This is a genomic window from Pseudomonas sp. NPDC089392 (assembly GCF_044749595.1).
In the GTDB taxonomy this organism is placed as follows: domain Bacteria; phylum Pseudomonadota; class Gammaproteobacteria; order Pseudomonadales; family Pseudomonadaceae; genus Aquipseudomonas.
Genome location: NZ_JBIVIF010000040.1, coordinates 16,271 through 33,221, shown reverse-complemented (window position 1 = coordinate 33,221; position 16,951 = coordinate 16,271). Strand labels below are relative to the sequence as shown.

16 protein-coding genes are annotated in these 16,951 nt (G+C 60.6%); 5 read left to right on the top strand and 11 right to left on the bottom strand.

Translation table 11 applies throughout. The features are described from left to right. Positions 1–122: 122 nt before the first annotated feature. Positions 123–2,066, bottom strand: coding sequence for an LTA synthase family protein (locus ACIP1G_RS25465; RefSeq protein WP_400741933.1), 1,944 nt, complete (start codon positions 2,064–2,066; stop codon positions 123–125). A gap of 152 nt (positions 2,067–2,218) precedes the next feature. Here ACIP1G_RS25465 and ACIP1G_RS25460 point away from each other — a divergent pair, with 152 nt between their 5' ends. Further along, complete coding sequence (locus ACIP1G_RS25460) at positions 2,219–2,533, top strand: hypothetical protein (RefSeq protein WP_400741930.1); 315 nt, start codon at positions 2,219–2,221, stop codon at positions 2,531–2,533. A 67-nt stretch (positions 2,534–2,600) separates the two neighbouring features. On the opposite strand, the gene ACIP1G_RS25455 is transcribed toward ACIP1G_RS25460, so the two are convergent. The 7 genes from ACIP1G_RS25455 to puuE form a co-directional block, all read right to left on the bottom strand. Beyond that, the gene (locus ACIP1G_RS25455) at positions 2,601–3,383 is read right to left on the bottom strand and encodes an outer membrane protein OmpK (protein WP_400741928.1); all 783 of its coding nucleotides are present in this window, start codon (positions 3,381–3,383) and stop codon (positions 2,601–2,603) included. 352 nt (positions 3,384–3,735) lie between these two features. After that, positions 3,736–4,521, bottom strand: coding sequence for an outer membrane protein OmpK (locus ACIP1G_RS25450; RefSeq protein ID WP_400741926.1), 786 nt, complete (start codon positions 4,519–4,521; stop codon positions 3,736–3,738). Between the two features lie 138 nt (positions 4,522–4,659). After that, entirely contained in the window at positions 4,660–6,015 is a 1,356-nt protein-coding gene (locus tag ACIP1G_RS25445; RefSeq protein WP_400741924.1) for a nucleobase:cation symporter-2 family protein, read from the bottom strand. Positions 6,016–6,227: 212 nt separating this feature from the next. After that, on the bottom strand, positions 6,228–7,556 hold the full coding sequence (locus ACIP1G_RS25440; RefSeq protein ID WP_400741922.1) for a urate hydroxylase PuuD: 1,329 nt from the start codon (positions 7,554–7,556) through the stop codon (positions 6,228–6,230). Positions 7,557–7,601: 45 nt separating this feature from the next. Then, entirely contained in the window at positions 7,602–8,105 is a 504-nt protein-coding gene (locus ACIP1G_RS25435) for an ureidoglycolate lyase (protein ID WP_346645350.1), read from the bottom strand. 49 nt (positions 8,106–8,154) lie between these two features. Further along, positions 8,155–8,670: a 2-oxo-4-hydroxy-4-carboxy-5-ureidoimidazoline decarboxylase gene (uraD, locus tag ACIP1G_RS25430; protein WP_400741920.1), complete on the bottom strand. Its 516-nt coding sequence runs from the start codon at positions 8,668–8,670 to the stop codon at positions 8,155–8,157. Beyond that, positions 8,670–9,596 carry an allantoinase PuuE gene (puuE, locus tag ACIP1G_RS25425; protein WP_400741917.1) on the bottom strand — a complete coding sequence of 309 codons (927 nt, stop codon included), beginning with the start codon at positions 9,594–9,596 and terminating at the stop codon, positions 8,670–8,672. Before puuE ends, uraD begins: the two co-directional genes overlap by 1 nt. A gap of 399 nt (positions 9,597–9,995) precedes the next feature. Here puuE and uraH point away from each other — a divergent pair, with 399 nt between their 5' ends. Together uraH and ACIP1G_RS25415 are read left to right on the top strand one after the other, a co-directional pair. After that, positions 9,996–10,349 carry a hydroxyisourate hydrolase gene (uraH, locus tag ACIP1G_RS25420; protein WP_198749790.1) on the top strand — a complete coding sequence of 118 codons (354 nt, stop codon included), beginning with the start codon at positions 9,996–9,998 and terminating at the stop codon, positions 10,347–10,349. Positions 10,350–10,532: 183 nt separating this feature from the next. Next, on the top strand, positions 10,533–11,315 hold the full coding sequence (locus ACIP1G_RS25415) for an RHS repeat-associated core domain-containing protein (RefSeq protein ID WP_400741914.1): 783 nt from the start codon (positions 10,533–10,535) through the stop codon (positions 11,313–11,315). 109 nt (positions 11,316–11,424) lie between these two features. Here the strand turns inward: ACIP1G_RS25415 and ACIP1G_RS25410 are convergent, their stop codons facing one another. Next, positions 11,425–12,774 carry an NCS2 family permease gene (locus tag ACIP1G_RS25410; protein WP_400741911.1) on the bottom strand — a complete coding sequence of 450 codons (1,350 nt, stop codon included), beginning with the start codon at positions 12,772–12,774 and terminating at the stop codon, positions 11,425–11,427. Between the two features lie 283 nt (positions 12,775–13,057). Here ACIP1G_RS25410 and ACIP1G_RS25405 point away from each other — a divergent pair, with 283 nt between their 5' ends. Beyond that, positions 13,058–13,813, top strand: coding sequence for a GntR family transcriptional regulator (locus ACIP1G_RS25405; RefSeq protein WP_400741908.1), 756 nt, complete (start codon positions 13,058–13,060; stop codon positions 13,811–13,813). Positions 13,814–14,049: 236 nt separating this feature from the next. Next, entirely contained in the window at positions 14,050–14,748 is a 699-nt protein-coding gene (gene aqpZ / locus ACIP1G_RS25400) for an aquaporin Z (RefSeq protein WP_400741905.1), read from the top strand. Here the strand turns inward: aqpZ and guaD are convergent. Together guaD and xdhC are read right to left on the bottom strand one after the other, a co-directional pair. Further along, complete coding sequence (gene guaD / locus ACIP1G_RS25395; RefSeq protein WP_400741902.1) at positions 14,745–16,049, bottom strand: guanine deaminase; 1,305 nt, start codon at positions 16,047–16,049, stop codon at positions 14,745–14,747. The genes aqpZ and guaD overlap by 4 nt on opposite strands. Before the next feature lie 10 nt (positions 16,050–16,059). Continuing rightward, on the bottom strand, positions 16,060–16,905 hold the full coding sequence (gene xdhC, locus ACIP1G_RS25390; RefSeq protein WP_400741900.1) for a xanthine dehydrogenase accessory protein XdhC: 846 nt from the start codon (positions 16,903–16,905) through the stop codon (positions 16,060–16,062). Positions 16,906–16,951 lie beyond the last annotated feature (46 nt).

Here is a 16,951-nt window from a genome sequence, read left to right as displayed (position 1 = left end):
GGGTAAACCCGCTCCCACAGGATTTCCACCACCTCATGACCTGTGCAGTACCTGTGGGAGCGGGCAAGCCCGCGAACACCGGCGAAGCCGGTGCCATGCACCGCGTTGTCGCTGCCACAGGTTCAGTGTTCAGCCACCGCACCTTGCTCTTGCGGCTTCCAGGCCAGCAGGCCTTTGCTGAAGTCGTTGGCAGCACTCTGGTAGTAGGCAATCGCCCGACGTACCAGCGGGTTGTCACTGCCCACGCTCGTTTCCCGGCTGTTACCCAGTGCGTCTTCATGCACGCGCATGCCGCCGCGTGGGCTGAGGATGGCCAGGTCCTTGCCGTCGAACAACCCCAGGTGCTGGTAGTTGCCGATCAGTACCCGTGGCGGCAGGGACTTTTCGCGCAGCAGGTCGCGGCCAAAGAAGGTCGAGGTGTAGCTCAGGTTCAGCAGGCCGAGCAGGGTGGGGGCAAGGTCGATCTGGCTGGCCAGTTGCGCATCCTCGCGGGGCGCGATCAGCTTGGGTGCGTAGATCCACAGCGGAATCTGGTAATTGCTCACCGGCAGGTCTTCCACGCCCGCGCTACCGGCGGTGTGGTCGGCGACGAAGACGAACAGGGTGTTGTCGAACCACGGCCTGTCTTTGGCTTCCTGCAGGAACTGCGCGATGGCGTGGTCGGTGTACTTCACCGCGCCTTCGCGGCCGTCACCCGATGGAATGTCGATACGGCCGTCCGGGTAGGTGTAGGGGCGGTGGTTGGAGGTGGTCATCAGCTGCAGCAGGAACGGCTGCTGCTTGGCATGGTCGGCATCGGCCAGCTTCAGGGCCTGGCGGTACAGGTCCTCATCGGCCATGCCCCAGGCGTTCTTGAAGCTGATTTCGCTTTCGTCCACGCTGCTCTGGTCGACGATGCGGTAGCCGTTGCCACTGAAGAAGGCGTTCATGTTGTCGAAGTAGCCGCGCCCGCCATAGACGAATACTGCGTCATAGCCGACCGCTTTCAATTGCTGGCCGAGGCTGCCATAGCCACTTTCGCGGCCGATGCGTTTGACGATGGAGCGGCCCGGGGTGGGCGGGATCGACAGAGTGATGGCTTCCAGGCCGCGGTCGGTACGGGTGCCGGTGGCGTAGAAATTGTTGAAGTACAGGCTCTGCTGGCGCAGCACGTCCAGGTTGGGCGTGAGGTTGCGCGCATCGCCGTTGCTGCCCATGTACTTGGCGCTGAAGCTCTCGATGGTGACCAGGATGATGTTCGGCTTGCGTGGCTCGCCGCTGGCCGTGATGTGGCGGCGGATATCCTCGGGCTCGCTGGCCTGGAACGTCGCATTGGGCTCGGCCAGTTCCTGGTGCATCTGCGCACCGGCTTCGGCAGCGTCGAGGCTGGCGTAGAACTGGGTGTAATCGAGTTCGTTGTTACGGAACGCGGCAAAGAACTGGTACGGACCGTTGCTCGCCAGTTCGCGTTGGTAAGCGTTGCCGCCTTGGCCGCGGGGGAACTGCTGGTCGACCAGCAGCACACTCAGCCCGCCCAGTACCGCCAGCAGCGCAATGCCGCCAAGGCGCTGGTGCAGGTTAGCGCTGGGCGCGGCAAACACCTGGGCCAGGGGTTTGCGCAGGATCACGGCAAGCAGCACGGCAACCACGGCGATGCTGCCCAGCAGTGTCGGCAGCGGGTAGGACTCGCGAATGTTGTCCAGTACTTCCTTGGAATACACCAGGTAGTCGACCGCGATGAAGTTGAAGCGAACCCCGAATTCGTCCCAGAACAGCCACTCGGCCACCGCGACGAAGAGCATCACGAACAGGCTGACGATCAGCACCCCGCCCATCAGCCGGCGATGCAGGCGTGTGCGCCACAGCGCGGCCGGGCACAACGCCAGGTACAGCCCCAGCGGCAGGGCGGCATAGGTGAGGAAGCTCAGGTCGTACAAGGCACCACTGAAGAACAACGAGAAGTACCCGCCTTGGACTTCATCCAGGTGGGTGACCAGCAATACCAGACGGGTCAGCAGGAAGATGCCGAACCATAGTGAGCAAACTAGCAGAAGATACCGCCAAGGGGCGGCCAGGGACGTGCGCATTAAGTAGGCCTGTTTTCTTTTTTTGGATACAAGAACGCAAGCATGCTAGATAGCAAAGTGAAAAAATTTTGTCAAAAATTCGCAGTCGTTGGGTGGAATATCGCAACTATTGTAAGTACCTTGATTTTTCCTACGGGCAGGGAGGTGAAATCATGTTTGGAAATGTACTGACTTACGATGTTTACCACCTGGCACTGTACTTGGGCATGGTGATGGCCTGGGGGGCGGTGGGGCTGTGGTTGCTGCAGCGTGGCGCGGGCGTGGAGGCGTTGTACCGGTGCTGCGCGATGTTCGGCCTGGCATTGATGATCAGTAGCGTCATGTTGGTGTTGGACATCTTCCGTGTCCTTGAACATTGGCAGGTGGAACTGGGGCTTATGCTGTTGGGCGTATTGTTGCCTTGCGTGGTTGTCCTGACTTTTAAGGCAGGTTTAAATTCAAGTAAGAGCGATCCTAATAAGTTGTAGGAGATTGCTTACATGTTGTGACGTGACAGCGCATTGTAAGTTCAAGGCGCTGTCACGTTTCAGCGCATCAGAAGTGCACTTTTACCAGGAAACTCATGGTGTTCTGGTCGGTGGTAAAGGCATCGCTGTCCTTGATGCCGTACTTGTTCTTCCAGTAGTCGTACTCGACACCCACGTACAACTGCTTCTCGCCAAGGTGCAATGCCTTGCCCAGGTCGTACTTGATCTGCGGGTTGAAGTGCAGGTTGGCCTGGTAGGTGCCGTGACGGTTCTCGTCGTTGTCCACCACCCAGTCCATGAAGCCGTCGATCAATACGTCGGAATCGCCGACCGGAATGGTGTACGACCACACCGGGGTGATCTGCCACACGTTGTCGCCAGCGCGGCTGCCGTCGGTGGTGCGGTTGTAGAAGTTCAGCTGGAAGTAATCGAAGCCGGGGATAGCCAGGTCGAAGCCAGGGCCGATCAGGTACGACTCGGTGTCACCCTCGCCAAACTCGTAGGTCATCGCCAGCAGCACGTCCTTGACCGGGCCGAGTTCCAGCTTCTGGTCGAAGATCTTGCCGAACGACAGGCGCGGGCTGATTTCACCGTAGTAGGTGTTTGGGCCGTTACCGGCGTCTTTCTGGCCCTGGTAGAAGATCTTGTCGACGAAGATGAAGTTGTCGCCGTACTTCCAGCCATCGGCGTGCTCGAAGGTAACGGTTTGCTGGATCGACGGGTTGACCTTGAAGTTCTTGCCCCACAGGTAGGTCAGGCTGTTGTTCTGCCACTGCAGCAGGTCGTCGGCGTGGGTGGCGCCGCAGGCCAGCAGGCCGCCGGCGAGAATCAGGCTGTTGATAGTACGCATTGCGAGTGTCGCTCCCTTGATTGATCTGTTGTCAGCGCTCGGTGTTGGCGCTTTTTTGTCTTTTGAGTCAGCTTTTTTCGATAGGCCACAGCTGTTTGGCAAGGGTTGAGCCAACTTTTCCGGGTTGGCAAAACCTTCCTGCTCGACTTCGTTCTGAACGGATGAAAAGGGTCTTTCAGGCTGGCAACACGTTGGCCAACCGCCCGTATTCATTGACTGAGCGGTCAGTAAACGCAGGCAGAATCCGTTCTGCCCTGATCGAGGGGGCGCGCAGATTACTGGCTTGCGCGCCGCGCCTCAAGTGCTCCGTCCTGGAGCGGGGTGTATCAAAGCTGTGCGTTTGGTCAACTTATCAGAAGTGCACCTTGATCAGGGCACTGGTGACGCTCTGGTTGCTGTCCAGGTTGCCGTTGCTGTCGATGCCGTACTTGTCCTTCCAGTAGCTGTACTCAATGCCCACGTACAGCTGCTTGGCGCCCAGGTTCAGGGCCTTGCCCAGGTCGTACTTCACCTGTGGGTTGAACTGCAGGTTGGCGTGGTAGGTGCCACGGCGGGTCTGGTCGTTGTCCACCACCCAGTCCATGTAACCGTCGATCAGAATGTCGGATTTGCCTACCGGGATGGTGTAGGAAAAGGCCGGGGTAATCTGCCAGACGTTGTCACCGGGGCGGCTGCCTTCGGTGTTGCGCAGGTAGAAGTTAAGGGTGAAGTAGTTGAAGCCAGGGATGTCCAGGTCGAAGCCGGGGCCGATCAGGTAGGCCTCGTTGTCGCCCTCGCCACGCTCGTAGGTCATGGCCAGCAACACATCCTTGATCGGGCCGAAGGCGAGCTTCTGGTCGAAGATCTTGCCGAACGACAGGCGCGGGCTGAACTCACCGTAGTAGGTGGTCACGCCTTTGCCCGGGTCGGGCTTGCCGTTGTAGAAAATCTTGTCGACGAACATGAAGGTGTCGCCGTACTTCCATTTGTTGGCGTGCTCGAAGGTCACCGTTTGCTGGATGCTGGGGTTGACCTTGAAGTCCTTGCCGTACAGGTAGCTCAGGCTTTCGCCATGCCACTGCAGCCATTCGCCCGCGTGGGCGGGGAGGGTGGCCAGCAGGCTGCTGCCCAGCAAGAGGGACGTGGTGATGCGTTTCATGTTGTGGTTCCCGGACTTATTGTTTTTGTTTGGTTTTTTTGGCGCGCAGGCGCCCCGGGCGGCCCATTCCGGCGGGCCGACGGTGTAGCGTTTACGGCTAAGTCGAGGCAGGGGCGGCAGTGCGCCGCCCCTTTTGGCTCAATGCTGGTGACAGGCTTCGTTGTGCACCGCGCGGTCGGCACCACCAAGAATGTTGAACAGTACGTTCAACACCAAGGCACTGACCGTGGCCATGGCGATACCACTGTGGGTGATGGGTTCCATCCACTGTGGCATCTGGGCAAAGAACTCCGGACGGACCACGGGGATCAACCCGAAGCCGACGCTCACGGCAACCAGCAGCTGGTTGCGGCGGTCGCCGATGTCCGCCTCCTGAAGAATCTTGATCCCGGTGGCGGTGACCATGCCGAACATGGCGATGGACGCGCCGCCCAGTACTGCAGGCGGGATCGAGGCAATCAGGAAGGCCGCCTTGGGCAGCAGGCTGAGCAGAATCAGCAGTGCACCGGCCACGATGGTGACAAAGCGGCAGCGCACCCCGGTCATCTGCACCAGCCCGATGTTCTGGGCGAACGAGGAGTGGGTGAAGGTGTTGAAGAAGCCGGCGATGAACGATGCACCGGCATCGCACAGCAGGCCGCGGCGCAGCATCCCAGGGGTTACTTCGCGATCGGTCACCTTGCCCAGGGCCAGGAACATGCCGGTGGACTCGACGAAGATGATCACCACCACCAGGCACATGGACAGGATCGGTGCCAGGCTGAAGGTCGGCATGCCGAAGTGCAGTGGGGTTACCACCTGCAGCCACGGCGCCTCATTCAGGCCAGTCAGGTCGACCATGCCGATGGAGCCGGCCAGGATGTAGCCCAGGCCCATGCCCACCAGCACCGACACGTTGACCCAGAAACCGCGCATGAAGCGGTTGATCAGCAGAATCACGGCCAGCACCAGGCTGGCCACCAGCAGGTAGATGGGCGCACCGAAGTTTGCCGCTGCTTCGCCACCACCGGCCCAGTTGACCGCCACCGGGAACAGTGACAGGCCAATCGAGGTGATCACCGTGCCGGTGACCAGTGGCGGGAAGAAACGTACGACCTTGGACATGAACGGCGCGATCAGCATGCCGAAGAACCCGGCGGCGATGGTCGCGCCGAAGATCCCCTGCAGGCCCACGCCGGGCATGCCGGCCATGGCCACCATGCTGCCGACGGCAGCGAAACTGGCACCCATCATCACCGGCATGCGGATGCCCACCGGGCCGATACCGAACGACTGGATGATGGTGGCGACGCCAGCGACCAGCAGGTCGGCGTTGATCAGGAAAGCAACTTCTTCTCGGGACAGCCCAGCGGCCTGGCCGATGATCAGCGGCACGGCGATCGCGCCACCGTACATCAGCAGAACGTGTTGCAGGCCAACAAGGATCAGTTGGAACAAGGGCAGAGGCTCTCGCGGCGGCGCAATAGGGATGTACGCCTTGCGTGACTCGGACATGCAGCACCTCGAGTTTTGTTTTTATTCTCGGATCCAAGCGCCGGCCTCAAGCGGCAGGCTCCCGGTTAAGAGAGCCTGGGGTTCCCGCTTGAGGCTGAACGCTCGATGCTTGCTTGTTGCGTATCTCTTGAAACAGAGGCCGGGCATGCCGGCCTCTTCGCGGGTGAACCCGCTCCCACAGGGGGGGGCGGTGTCATCCCGACAATTGTGTTTCAGTTGACCGGGGCGCCTTTGGCGATCCAGTCGCCGACGAGCTTGCGCTCTTCGGTGGTCATCTGGGTGATGTTGCCCAGCGGCATGATCTGGCTGGCGACCGCTTGCGCTTGAATGCGCGCGGCCTGGGCCTGGATCTGCTGCGGGGTGTCGAACATCACGCCGGCAGGGGCGGCGCTGAACAGTGGGCTGGTCGGTTTCGACGAATGGCACACGGTGCAGCGTTCCTGGATGACATTGTGGATCTTGTCAAAAGCGTCACCGCCAGCCTGGGCCGTGGCCTGGGCAGGGGCTTGCGCGGGTGCGGCCGGCGCTTCGGCAGCCTTGGCGGCGTCCTCGGCGCGCTGCTCGGCAGCGGTCTTGCCACCTACAGCGGTAGCCGGCAGCGGCTGGTACTCGACCTTCGCTGCGGCCTGCTCAGGGCTTACGGCCATCGGTTTCGGACCGGTGACATAGGCCAGGCAGATCATTGCCAGGGCGCCGACCGGCAGGGTCCAGGCGTACTTGTTGCTGTCGTGGCGGGTGTTGAAGTAGTGGCGGATCAGAACCGCGGCTACTGCGATGCCAGCCAGGATCAGCCAGTTGTACTGGCTACCGTAGGTGCTCGGGAAATGGTTGCTGATCATGATGAACAGCACCGGCAGGGTGAAGTAGTTGTTGTGGCGCGAGCGCAGCAGGCCCTTGGCCGGCAGTACCGGGTCAGGCGTCTGGTTGTTCTCGATCGCCGCCACCAGCTGGCGCTGGGCCGGCATGATGATGCGGAACACGTTGCCGACCATGATGGTGCCGATGATCGCGCCGGTGTGCAGGTACGCACCACGGCCGCTGAACACCAGGCTGAAGCCCCAGCACGCGGCAATGATCAGCACGAACAGCACACCGCCGAGCAGCGCTGGCTTCTTGCCCAGGGGCGAGTCGCACAGGAAGTCGTAGATGAACCAGCCAGCGATCAGCGAGCCGATGCCGATGGCCACGCCTTCGGCACCGCTCAGGGTGCTGCCAGGGGCCAGCAGGTACAAAGCCGGGTTCCAGTAGAACACCACGCACAGCAGGGCGATACCGGACATCCAGGTGAAGTAGGCTTCCCATTTGAACCAGTGCAGGTTCTCGGGCATTTTCGGTGGTGCGAGTTTGTATTTCTCCAGGTGGTAGATACCACCGCCGTGAATTGCCCAGAGATCACCCGACAACCCATCGCGCGGGTTGCTTCGGTTCAGGTGGTTCTCCAGCCAGACGAAGTAGAACGATGCACCGATCCAGGCGACACCGGTGATCATGTGAACCCAGCGAATGCTCAGGTTCAGCCATTCGTGAAGGTGTGCTTCCACAGTATGTACCTCTGCCGATCACCGCAAACGATGACCGACCTTTTCTTATTGGTGGGGATTGAGGATCAGCATCTGTTCCTCGGTGAAGTAATGCTCATCGCAGTTGTTGCCAGAACCACTGCGATCAACCACCAGGAAATCATCCCGCTTTTCGATCGTCAGCACCGGGTGGTGCCACACGCCGCGATGGTAATTGACGCCCTGCCTGCCGTTACTACGGAAGGCACGGACCAAGCCTGATACAGGTGCATCGCCAACCGGCGCGACCACGATCAGAAAGGGGTTGCCGAGCAGCGGGATGAAAGCCTGGCTGCCCAGCGGATGGCGTTCCAGCATGCGCACGGTCAGCGGCATGTCCTGCGCGTCGGCGCGGAAGATGCTGATGATCGCCTTGTCTTCAGGCTCGGCGGTTTCCACCGCGGCGAGCTTGTGAAAGCGCATGGTCGAGCCGTTGTTGATCATGAAGTGATCGCTGCCGTCGGTTTCGATCACGTCTCCGAATTGGGCGAAGGCTTCTTTGGTCAGGGGCTCGATCACTAGGGTGCGCATGCGGGTCTCTCTTATATGTTCGTTGTACTGAAATAGGTTCGGCTGTTGCTTACAGTTGCAGCAGGCGGAACAGGGCGATCAGGTTGATCTGCGCCAGGGCTTCCTTGAATTCGGCATCGGTGTCGTTGTGGATGCGTTTTTCGAAGGAGGCGAGGATCTGGTGCCGATTGCTGCCTTTGACCGCCATGATGAACGGGAACTGGAACTTGGCCTTGTAGGCGTCGTTCAGTTCAGTGAAACGGGCGAATTCTTCGGCGGTGCACTGGTGAATACCGGCGCCGGCCTGTTCGTTGGTGCTCGATTCGGTCAGCTCGCCCTGCACGGCGGCCTTGCCTGCCAGGTCCGGGTGAGCGTTGATCAGCGCCAGTTGGTCAGCGTGGTTGGCGCTGAGCAGGATGTCGCTCATGCGCTGGTGCAGCGCCTCGATCTCGTCCAGTTCGCCCAGTTGGCCCAGGTCGTAGGCCTTTTCGGCAACCCACGGCGAGTGCTCGTAGATGTCGGCGAAAGCCTTGACGAAGGCGTCACGGCCCAGGGTGGATGGCTTGAGGGTGTTGAAGGCGGTCATCAGGCGTTCTCTTTCTTGTACGGGTGGGTGGTGTGCCAGTGGCGGGCGATGTCCACGCGACGGGCGAACCAGACCTGGTCATGGCTTTTTGCGTAGTCGACGAAGCGCTTCAGTGCGGCCAGGCGCGCCGGGCGGCCGACCAGGCGGCAGTGCAGGCCGATGGAGAGCATTTTCGGTGCTTCGGCGCCTTCGGCGTACAGCACGTCGAAAGCGTCCTTCAGGTACTGGAAGAACTGCTCGCCGCAGTTGAAGCCTTGTACCTGGGTGAAGCGCATGTCGTTGGTGTCGAGGGTGTAGGGGATCACCAGGTGCGGCTTGCCGGTCGGGTTGTTCGGCTCCCAGTAGGGCAGGTCGTCGTCGTAGGTGTCGCTGTCATAGAGGAAGCCACCTTCCTCCATCACCAAGCGGCGGGTGTTCGGGCCGGTGCGGCCGGTGTACCAGCCCAGCGGGCGTTCGCCGGTGAGTTCGGTGAGGATGCGGATGGCCTCGAGCATGTGCTCGCGCTCCTGGGCCTCGTCCATGTTCTGGTAGTCGATCCAGCGGTAGCCGTGGCTGCAGATTTCGTGGCCGGCTGCGGCCATGGCACGGATCACGTCGGGGTGGCGCTGGGCAGCCATGGCCACGGCGAAGATGGTCAGCGGCACACCGCTGTCCTTGAAAAGCTTCAGCAGCCGCCATACGCCGGCACGGCTGCCGTATTCGTACAGCGACTCCATGCTCATGTTGCGTGCGCCCTGCAGTGGCTGGGCAGCGACCATCTCGGACAGGAAGGCTTCGGATTCCTTGTCACCGTGCAGGATGTTGCGTTCGCCACCTTCTTCGTAGTTGAGGACGAAAGACAGCGCGATGCGAGCGTTGCCCGGCCATTGCGGGTGAGGAGGGTTGTTGCCGTAACCGATCAGGTCGCGAGGGTAGTCAGCGCTCACTGCAGTCTTCCTTCTTGTGCGTTAGTGCGGGTGGTGGGCGGGCCGCGTCGGTATGTCGCACCACCGGATGGGCTGATTGTATACAACTTCTGAATTCTTTTGTAAGCCTGTTTTTCCGCATTTCTTCCCTTTTGTCGCCTCGCAGGGGCCTGGAAAAACAGTGCAAGAAACCTGCCTGATTGGTCAGCTAATGACATTAGGGTCGGCACCGGCCCTGTATTTGCGACCGATGGGTCGTTTCTGGGCAAGAATCGCGGGGTGCGACAGAAGGGCTCAAAAAATTGTGTACAATTTTGCGATGGAATGTCTTAATGGCGTCATTCCCGCACATCGCAGGCCCTATGCCGTGTTGATGGCCGTGTATTTTTTGCCCACAGATTGAACAAGAGGCGACAAGCAATGGGACGTTTGACCACACACGTACTGGATGCCGCGCATGGCTGCCCGGGCAGCTCGATCAAGGTCGAGCTGTACCGTGTCGAAGGCCAGCAGCTGGAGCTGGTTAATACCGCCCTGACCAACAGCGATGGCCGCGTCGACGCGCCACTGTTGCAGGGTGACGACTACCGTACCGGCGTTTACCAGCTGCAGTTCAGCGCTGGCGACTACTACCGCGCCCGTGGCGTGCAGCTGCCGGCCCAGGCGTTCCTGGATGTTGTCGTGCTGCGTTTTGGCATCGACGAGGCGCAAGAGCACTACCACGTGCCGCTGCTGATCTCGCCGTACAGCTATTCGACCTATCGTGGAAGCTAGTTGGTCGCTAGAAGAATCTTCGTAGGTCCTTTGGCCCGCTCTCACACTGGCGGGCTTTTTTTCGTCTGCTGTTTTTCAAATTCCCAGCTGGAACCAACTGAGTGACTGATATTTTTGTCAGTAGTTTCTTACAACTGTGCTTGAGATGATCGGTTTTTCCGGCGCATTTGAGGGTCTGGTCTGATGGACGCAAGAAATGTGTATACGCCCTATGGTTACCGAAGCACCAAAACGGCGCCAGCCGGAGCATTGGGCTTCAATGGCCAGTTTTTTCATGCTGCGCTGGAAGGCTACGCGCTCGGAAATGGGCACCGAATATACAACCCTCGTTTGATGCGATTTATCAGCCCAGACACCTTGAGCCCTTTTCTCAAAGGCGGTATCAACGCCTATGCCTATTGCCTGAATGATCCTGTCAATGGGCAGGATCCTAATGGGAAATGGACTTTTTTCAAGAATGCAGTTCAGACGATGAGTCGTTTGGTGACTCAGGCAGCGAGTCGTTTCATATCGCCTTCTCAGCAAGGGCAACTAACGAACAATCAGTCCTGGAATCTTGGCAATGAGATGTCGTACGCGATGCGAGAGGTGAAGGCTGGCAGGATCACATATAGGGTTGTGCAAAGCGAGGTCGGCTTCTCTATGCTCAATCCTTCAAAATTGCACAAGTTTGTCTACACAACTGAGAGAAAGCTCGTGGTTTTCAGTGGTATGGACGACGAAACGATGCCTAGTCACGGCAGTCTCGGTGAATTCTCGGGGCTTGGCTATGGCAAAAAAGGCCTTGGCGAGATAGTTATCGGCGCAGGTTATGTCATTAAAGACACAAACGGAGATATTTCTCTTAATAACCATTCTGGCCACTTTCAACCTGGCTTCGAGACCCTGTATTCCGTAGAGGAACACGTGAATGCGCTGGGTATTGAAGTATCGCTCGTGCGCAGCAACTTTGATCTTGATCCCTGAGAGGGGGGTGGCTGCACGTCGTTCGCGTTCAGCATCTTACCCGAGCAATCAGTGCAGCATGAGGCATTGACAAGGGGCGCCTAAGCGCCCTTTGTTCATGCGGTTGGGCTCAGAGGAACACAAACTTGGCAATGAAGATCGCGCACAGCACCCACAGGCTGGCCGAGATTTCCTTGTACTTGCCGGTACCCGCCTTCAGCGCCACATAGCTGATAAAGCCCAGGGCAATACCATCGGCAACCGAGAAGGTCAGCGGCATCATGATCACCGTGACGATCGCCGGAATGCTGTCGGTGGCTTCATCCCAATGAATGTGCGCCATGCTGCCCATCATCAGCATCGCCACGTAGATCAGCGCGCCAGCAGTCGCGTAGGCCGGAATCATCCCGGCCAGCGGGGCGAAGAACATCGCTGCGACGAACAGCAGGCCGACCACCACCGCTGTCAGGCCGGTGCGACCGCCTGCGGCTACGCCAGCAGCACTTTCCACATAGCTGGTCACTGGCGGCACACCCACTACCGCGCCAAACACGCTTGACGCACTGTCAGCCTTCAGCGCCCGTGACAGGTTCTCGATGCGGCCATCCGGCGCCACTAGGTTGGCCCGCTGGGCCACGCCCATCAGCGTGCCGGCGGTGTCGAACATGTGCACGAACAGGAAGGCCAGTACCACGCTGATCATGCTGACGTTGAACACACCGGCAACGTCCATGGCCATCCAAGTCGGTGCCAGGCTCGGCGGCATCGACATCACCCCGCCAAACTTGACCAGGCCCAGGCCCCAGCCCGCCAGGGTGACGCCGATGATGCTGATCAGGATCGCACCGAACACCCGCTTGTAGCTGAGGATGGCGATCAGCAGGAAGCACATGGCCGCCAGCAGTGGCCCCGGCTCATGCAGCGAGCCCAGCTTGATCAGCGTAGCGGGGCTATCGACGATGATGCCGGCGGTTTTCAGGCCGATCAGCCCGAGAAACAATCCGACGCCGGCCCCCATGGCATGGCGCAGGCTGACCGGGATGCTGTTGAGCAACCATTCGCGCACTTTCGACAAGGTCAGGAACATGAACAGAACGCCGGAGACGAACACGGCCCCCAGCGCGGTTTCCCAGTTGTAGCCCATGGTGCCGACCACGGTGTAGGTGAAGAAGGCGTTGAGGCCCATGCCCGGTGCCAAGCCTACCGGCCAGTTGGCGTACAGGCCCATCAGCAGGCAGCCCAGCGCGGCGGCGATGCAGGTGGCGACGAAGGCGGCACCATGGTCGATGCCGGCGTCGGCCATGATGTTGGGGTTGACGAAGATGATGTAGGCCATGGTGATGAAGGTGGTCACCCCGGCGATCAGCTCGGTCTTGACGGTGCTGCCGTGTTGCTTGAGTTTGAAAATCCGCTCCAGCCAGCTCTTTTCGAGCGGTGGGGCAAGATCCAGCGTAGGGGCTTCGGATTTGCGGCTTTCCACAGCGAGTACTCCTCAAGTCTTTCTTGTTGTTGTCGGGGCCAGTTCCTGAGCAATGCACTTGGTGGCCCCACGAGGGAAGGCAGACGTCTGACCGTTTTGTTGACTCGCAGGTCAAGAAGTTGCTCGGTGGATTATGCTTTTGTGTACAAAGAATGCAAATAATGTTTTATGTTTTGTGTGCGCAATGCGTCGTACAACGGCTATATAGGTAAAACGCCCCCTGCGGAATCGCCTCAGCCTGTGTACAATGGCGCCATACTTTCTCTTCGTGCCTCGAGAGCCCATGAACGAACAGCTGCAACCTCTGAAAAAACCTGCGCGTGCTGGCAAGGCTGGCCGCAGTGGTACCCAGGACGACATCGTCTACGCGCATATTTTCGAGGCGATCCTCGAGCAGCGTCTGGCCCCGGGCACCAAGTTGAGCGAGGAAGCGCTGGGCGAAATCTTCGGCGTCAGCCGCACCATCATCCGCCGCGCCTTGTCGCGCCTGGCCCACGAAAGCGTGGTGTTGCTGCGGCCGAATCGCGGCGCGGTGGTGGCCAGCCCGACGGTGGAAGAGGCGCGTCAGGTGTTCTTCTCGCGGCGCATGGTCGAACGTGCCATTACCGAGCTGGCCGTGCAGCACGCCACCTTGGACCAGCTCAACGAGCTGCGGCAAATGGTGCGTGAAGAGCGCGACAGCTTCTCGCGCGGTGATCGCGGTGCGGGTATTCGCCTGTCTGGCGAGTTCCACCTCAAGCTGGCCGAGGCGGCGGGCAATGCACCGCTGGTAAGCTTCCAGCGCAGCCTGGTATCCCAGACCTCGCTGATCATTGCCCAGTACGAAACCGGCACCCGCTCGCACTGCTCGTACGACGAGCACATGCAGCTGATCGACGCCATCGAGGCGCGTGATGCCGAGCAGGCCGTGAGCCTGATGATGCACCACATGGACCACATCGACAGCAAGCTGAACCTGGACGAGGAAAGCGCCTCGGACGACCTGCATGCGGTGTTCTCGCATTTGCTGAAAAAGCCCAAGGTATCGGCCAAGGGTTGATCGTTTGCCTGGGTGATTGAAGGGGGCTACCTTGCAGCCCATTCGCAGCACAAGGCTGCTCCTACAGGTAGCGCGTAACCCCTGTAGGAGCAGCCTTGTGCTGCGAATGGGGCGCGAAGCGGCCCCCAGCCATAACTGGCCATCAGCCAAACGTCTGCTAAATTCTTGTGAGCAAACCTTCATCAAGCAGTTGGGCTTGCGCATTCGTTGCGTTCAACTTCTTGAGGAATGGATTCATGAGCATGTCCCTCGGTAAACGAATGGGGGCCGAGCTGATCGGCACCTTCTGGTTAGTGCTTGGCGGCTGTGGCAGTGCGGTACTCGCAGCCAGCTCCCCTGTCGGTATCGGCGTTCTCGGTGTTGCTTTCGCTTTCGGCCTTACAGTGCTGACCATGGCCTTTGCCATCGGCCATATCTCCGGCTGCCACCTCAACCCCGCCGTATCGTTCGGGCTGGTGGTGGGCGGGCGTTTCCCGGCCAAAGAGCTATTGCCCTATGTAATCGCCCAAGTCATCGGCGCGATTCTGGCGGCGGGTGTCATCTATCTGATCGCCAGCGGCAAGGCGGGCTTCGAGTTGTCTTCCGGGCTGGCTTCAAACGGCTATGCCGACCACTCGCCCGGCGGGTATACGCTGGGTGCCGGCTTCATCAGTGAAGTGGTGATGACTGCCATGTTCCTGGTGGTGATCATGGGCGCGACCGACTCCCGTGCGCCGGCCGGCTTCGCGCCGATCGCCATCGGCCTGGCGCTGACCCTGATCCACCTGATCTCGATCCCTATCACCAATACCTCGGTCAACCCCGCGCGTAGCACGGGGCCGGCCTTGTTCGTTGGCGGCTGGGCCCTGCAACAGCTGTGGCTGTTCTGGGTGGCGCCGCTGATCGGTGCTGCAATCGGCGGCGCGCTTTACCGGGGCCTGGCGAAAGAGCCCTAGCGCTGGTGCACGCAACGCCCTGCAGCGTAGGTTTCGCGCACAGTGCGGTCGTCGCCCAGGGTGGTGAGCACGAACAGGGTTTCCTCGATGCTGTTGGACTGCTGAATGCGGTAGTCCAGCAGTGGCGTGGCCTTGTAGTCCAGCACCACGAAGTCGGCATCGTTGCCTGGGCGCAGGCTGCCGATACGGTCATCCAGGCGCAGCGCGCGGGCGCCGCCGAGGGTGGCCAGGTACAGTGACTTGTACGGGTGCAAGCGTGCGCCTTGCAGCTGCATCACCTTGTACGCTTCGTTCAGGGTGTTGAGCAGCGAGAAGCTGGTGCCGGCGCCAACGTCTGTGCCCAAGCCCACATTGACCTTGAAGCGCTCGGCCTGCGGCAGGTTGAACAGGCCGCTGCCAAGGAACAGGTTGGAGGTGGGGCAGAAAGCCACGGCCGAGCCGGTTTCGGCCAAGCGCTGGCACTCGTCGTCGCACAGGTGCACGCCGTGGGCGAATACCGAGCGCTCACCCAGCAGCTCGAAGTGGTCGTAGACGTCCAGGTAACCCTTCTGCTCGGGGAACAGCGACTTGACCCAGTCGATTTCCTTGAGGTTTTCCGACAGGTGCGTGTGCATGTACACGCCGGGGTGTTCCTTGAGCAACTGACCGGCCAGGGTCAGCTGTTCAGGGGTGCTGGTCGGGGCGAAGCGTGGAGTGACGGCATAGTGCAGGCGGCCTTTGCCGTGCCAGCGCTGGATCAGCGCCTTGCTTTCGGCATAGCCCGACTCGGCGGTGTCGGTCAGGTAGTCCGGGGCGTTGCGGTCCATCATCACCTTGCCGGCGATCAGGCGCAGGTCCAGGCGCTCGGCTTCTTCGAACAGGGCATTGACCGATTCCGGGTGCACGCTGCCGAACACCAGCGCGGTGGTGGTGCCGTTGCGCAGCAGCTCCTTGAGGAAGATCTTCGCCACCTGGTCTGCGTGGTCTTTGTCGGCGAACTGTTTTTCGCAAGGGAAGGTGTAGGTATTCAGCCAATCCAGCAGCTGCTCGCCGTAGGAACCGATCATGCCGGTTTGCGGGAAGTGGATGTGGGTGTCGATGAAGCCTGGGGTAATCAGCGCGTCCTGGTAATGCTCGACCGGGATGCCGGCATCCAGCGTCGGCAGCAGTTCGCTCGCGTGGCCAACGGCGCTGATGTGGCCATCGTCGACCACCAGCAGGCCGTCCTCGAAGTACTCATGGGAAGCCTCCAGGCCAACCTCGGCCGGGTCGGCGATGCTGTGCAGGATGGCGGCACGGTAGGCTTTGCGGGTAACGGTCATAACACACTCGTCAAATGGCTTGGCTGCGCCGGGAAGGCGGCAGCAACTGGGCAATGGGGCCGGCATTGGCGGCAGCGTCGTGCTGGCCGAAGCAGGCGTTGTAGGTGGCGATGATTTCGCCGGCGATGGACACGGCGATCTCGATGGGCAGCTTGCCCTTGACCTCGGCCAGGCCCATCGGGCAGCGCATGCGCGCCATCACGGGCTCGTCGTAGCCGCGCTCGCGCAGGCGGTGCTCGAACTTGACCCGTTTGGTCTTCGAGCCAATCAAGCCGAACCAGGTGAAGTCATTGCGCTTGAGAATGGCGGCGGTCAGCTCCAGGTCGAGCTGGTGGTTGTGGGTCATGACGATGCAGTAGCAGCCTGGCGGCAGGTCTGCGACTTCGTCGACCGGTTCCTCACTGACGACCTTGGTCACCCCGTTGGGGATGAGTTCGGGGAATTCCTGTTCACGCGAGTCGATCCAGCGCACCCGGCAGGGCAGCGCGGCGAGCAAGGGTACCAGAGCCCGGCCGACATGGCCCGCGCCAAACACGGCGATCTGGGCCTGCACGGCGGCCATGGGTTCGAACAGCAGCACGGTCACACCGCCACAGCACTGGCCCAGGCTGGCGCCGAGGCTGAAGCGCTCCAGGTGCGGCGTGGTGCGCTGCTCTTCGAGCATTTGCCGGGCGATGTGCAGGGCCTTGTATTCCAGGTGGCCACCGCCGATGGTGTCGAACAGGCCGCTGGCGCTGACCACCATCTTCGAGCCGGCGTTGCGCGGGGTCGAGCCGCGCTCCTCGATGATGGTCACCAGTACGCAGGCTTCGCCACGGGACTGGTGGTCGGCGAGGGCGTTGATCCATTGGTGCATGATGCAACCTCTCTAAGCCATGCTGCTGACCTTGTAGGAGCGGGTT

Coding starts and splice junctions, on each gene's coding strand:
- ACIP1G_RS25465 (WP_400741933.1), bottom strand. CDS start 2,066: ATGCGCACGTCCCTGGCCGCCCCTTGGCGGTATCTTCTGCTAGTTTGC.
- ACIP1G_RS25460 (WP_400741930.1), top strand. CDS start 2,219: ATGTTTGGAAATGTACTGACTTACGATGTTTACCACCTGGCACTGTAC.
- ACIP1G_RS25455 (WP_400741928.1), bottom strand. CDS start 3,383: ATGCGTACTATCAACAGCCTGATTCTCGCCGGCGGCCTGCTGGCCTGC.
- ACIP1G_RS25450 (WP_400741926.1), bottom strand. CDS start 4,521: ATGAAACGCATCACCACGTCCCTCTTGCTGGGCAGCAGCCTGCTGGCC.
- ACIP1G_RS25445 (WP_400741924.1), bottom strand. CDS start 6,015: ATGTCCGAGTCACGCAAGGCGTACATCCCTATTGCGCCGCCGCGAGAG.
- ACIP1G_RS25435 (WP_346645350.1), bottom strand. CDS start 8,105: ATGCGCACCCTAGTGATCGAGCCCCTGACCAAAGAAGCCTTCGCCCAA.
- uraD (WP_400741920.1), bottom strand. CDS start 8,670: ATGACCGCCTTCAACACCCTCAAGCCATCCACCCTGGGCCGTGACGCC.
- uraH (WP_198749790.1), top strand. CDS start 9,996: ATGGGACGTTTGACCACACACGTACTGGATGCCGCGCATGGCTGCCCG.
- ACIP1G_RS25415 (WP_400741914.1), top strand. CDS start 10,533: ATGGACGCAAGAAATGTGTATACGCCCTATGGTTACCGAAGCACCAAA.
- ACIP1G_RS25405 (WP_400741908.1), top strand. CDS start 13,058: ATGAACGAACAGCTGCAACCTCTGAAAAAACCTGCGCGTGCTGGCAAG.
- aqpZ (WP_400741905.1), top strand. CDS start 14,050: ATGAGCATGTCCCTCGGTAAACGAATGGGGGCCGAGCTGATCGGCACC.
- guaD (WP_400741902.1), bottom strand. CDS start 16,049: ATGACCGTTACCCGCAAAGCCTACCGTGCCGCCATCCTGCACAGCATC.
- xdhC (WP_400741900.1), bottom strand. CDS start 16,905: ATGCACCAATGGATCAACGCCCTCGCCGACCACCAGTCCCGTGGCGAA.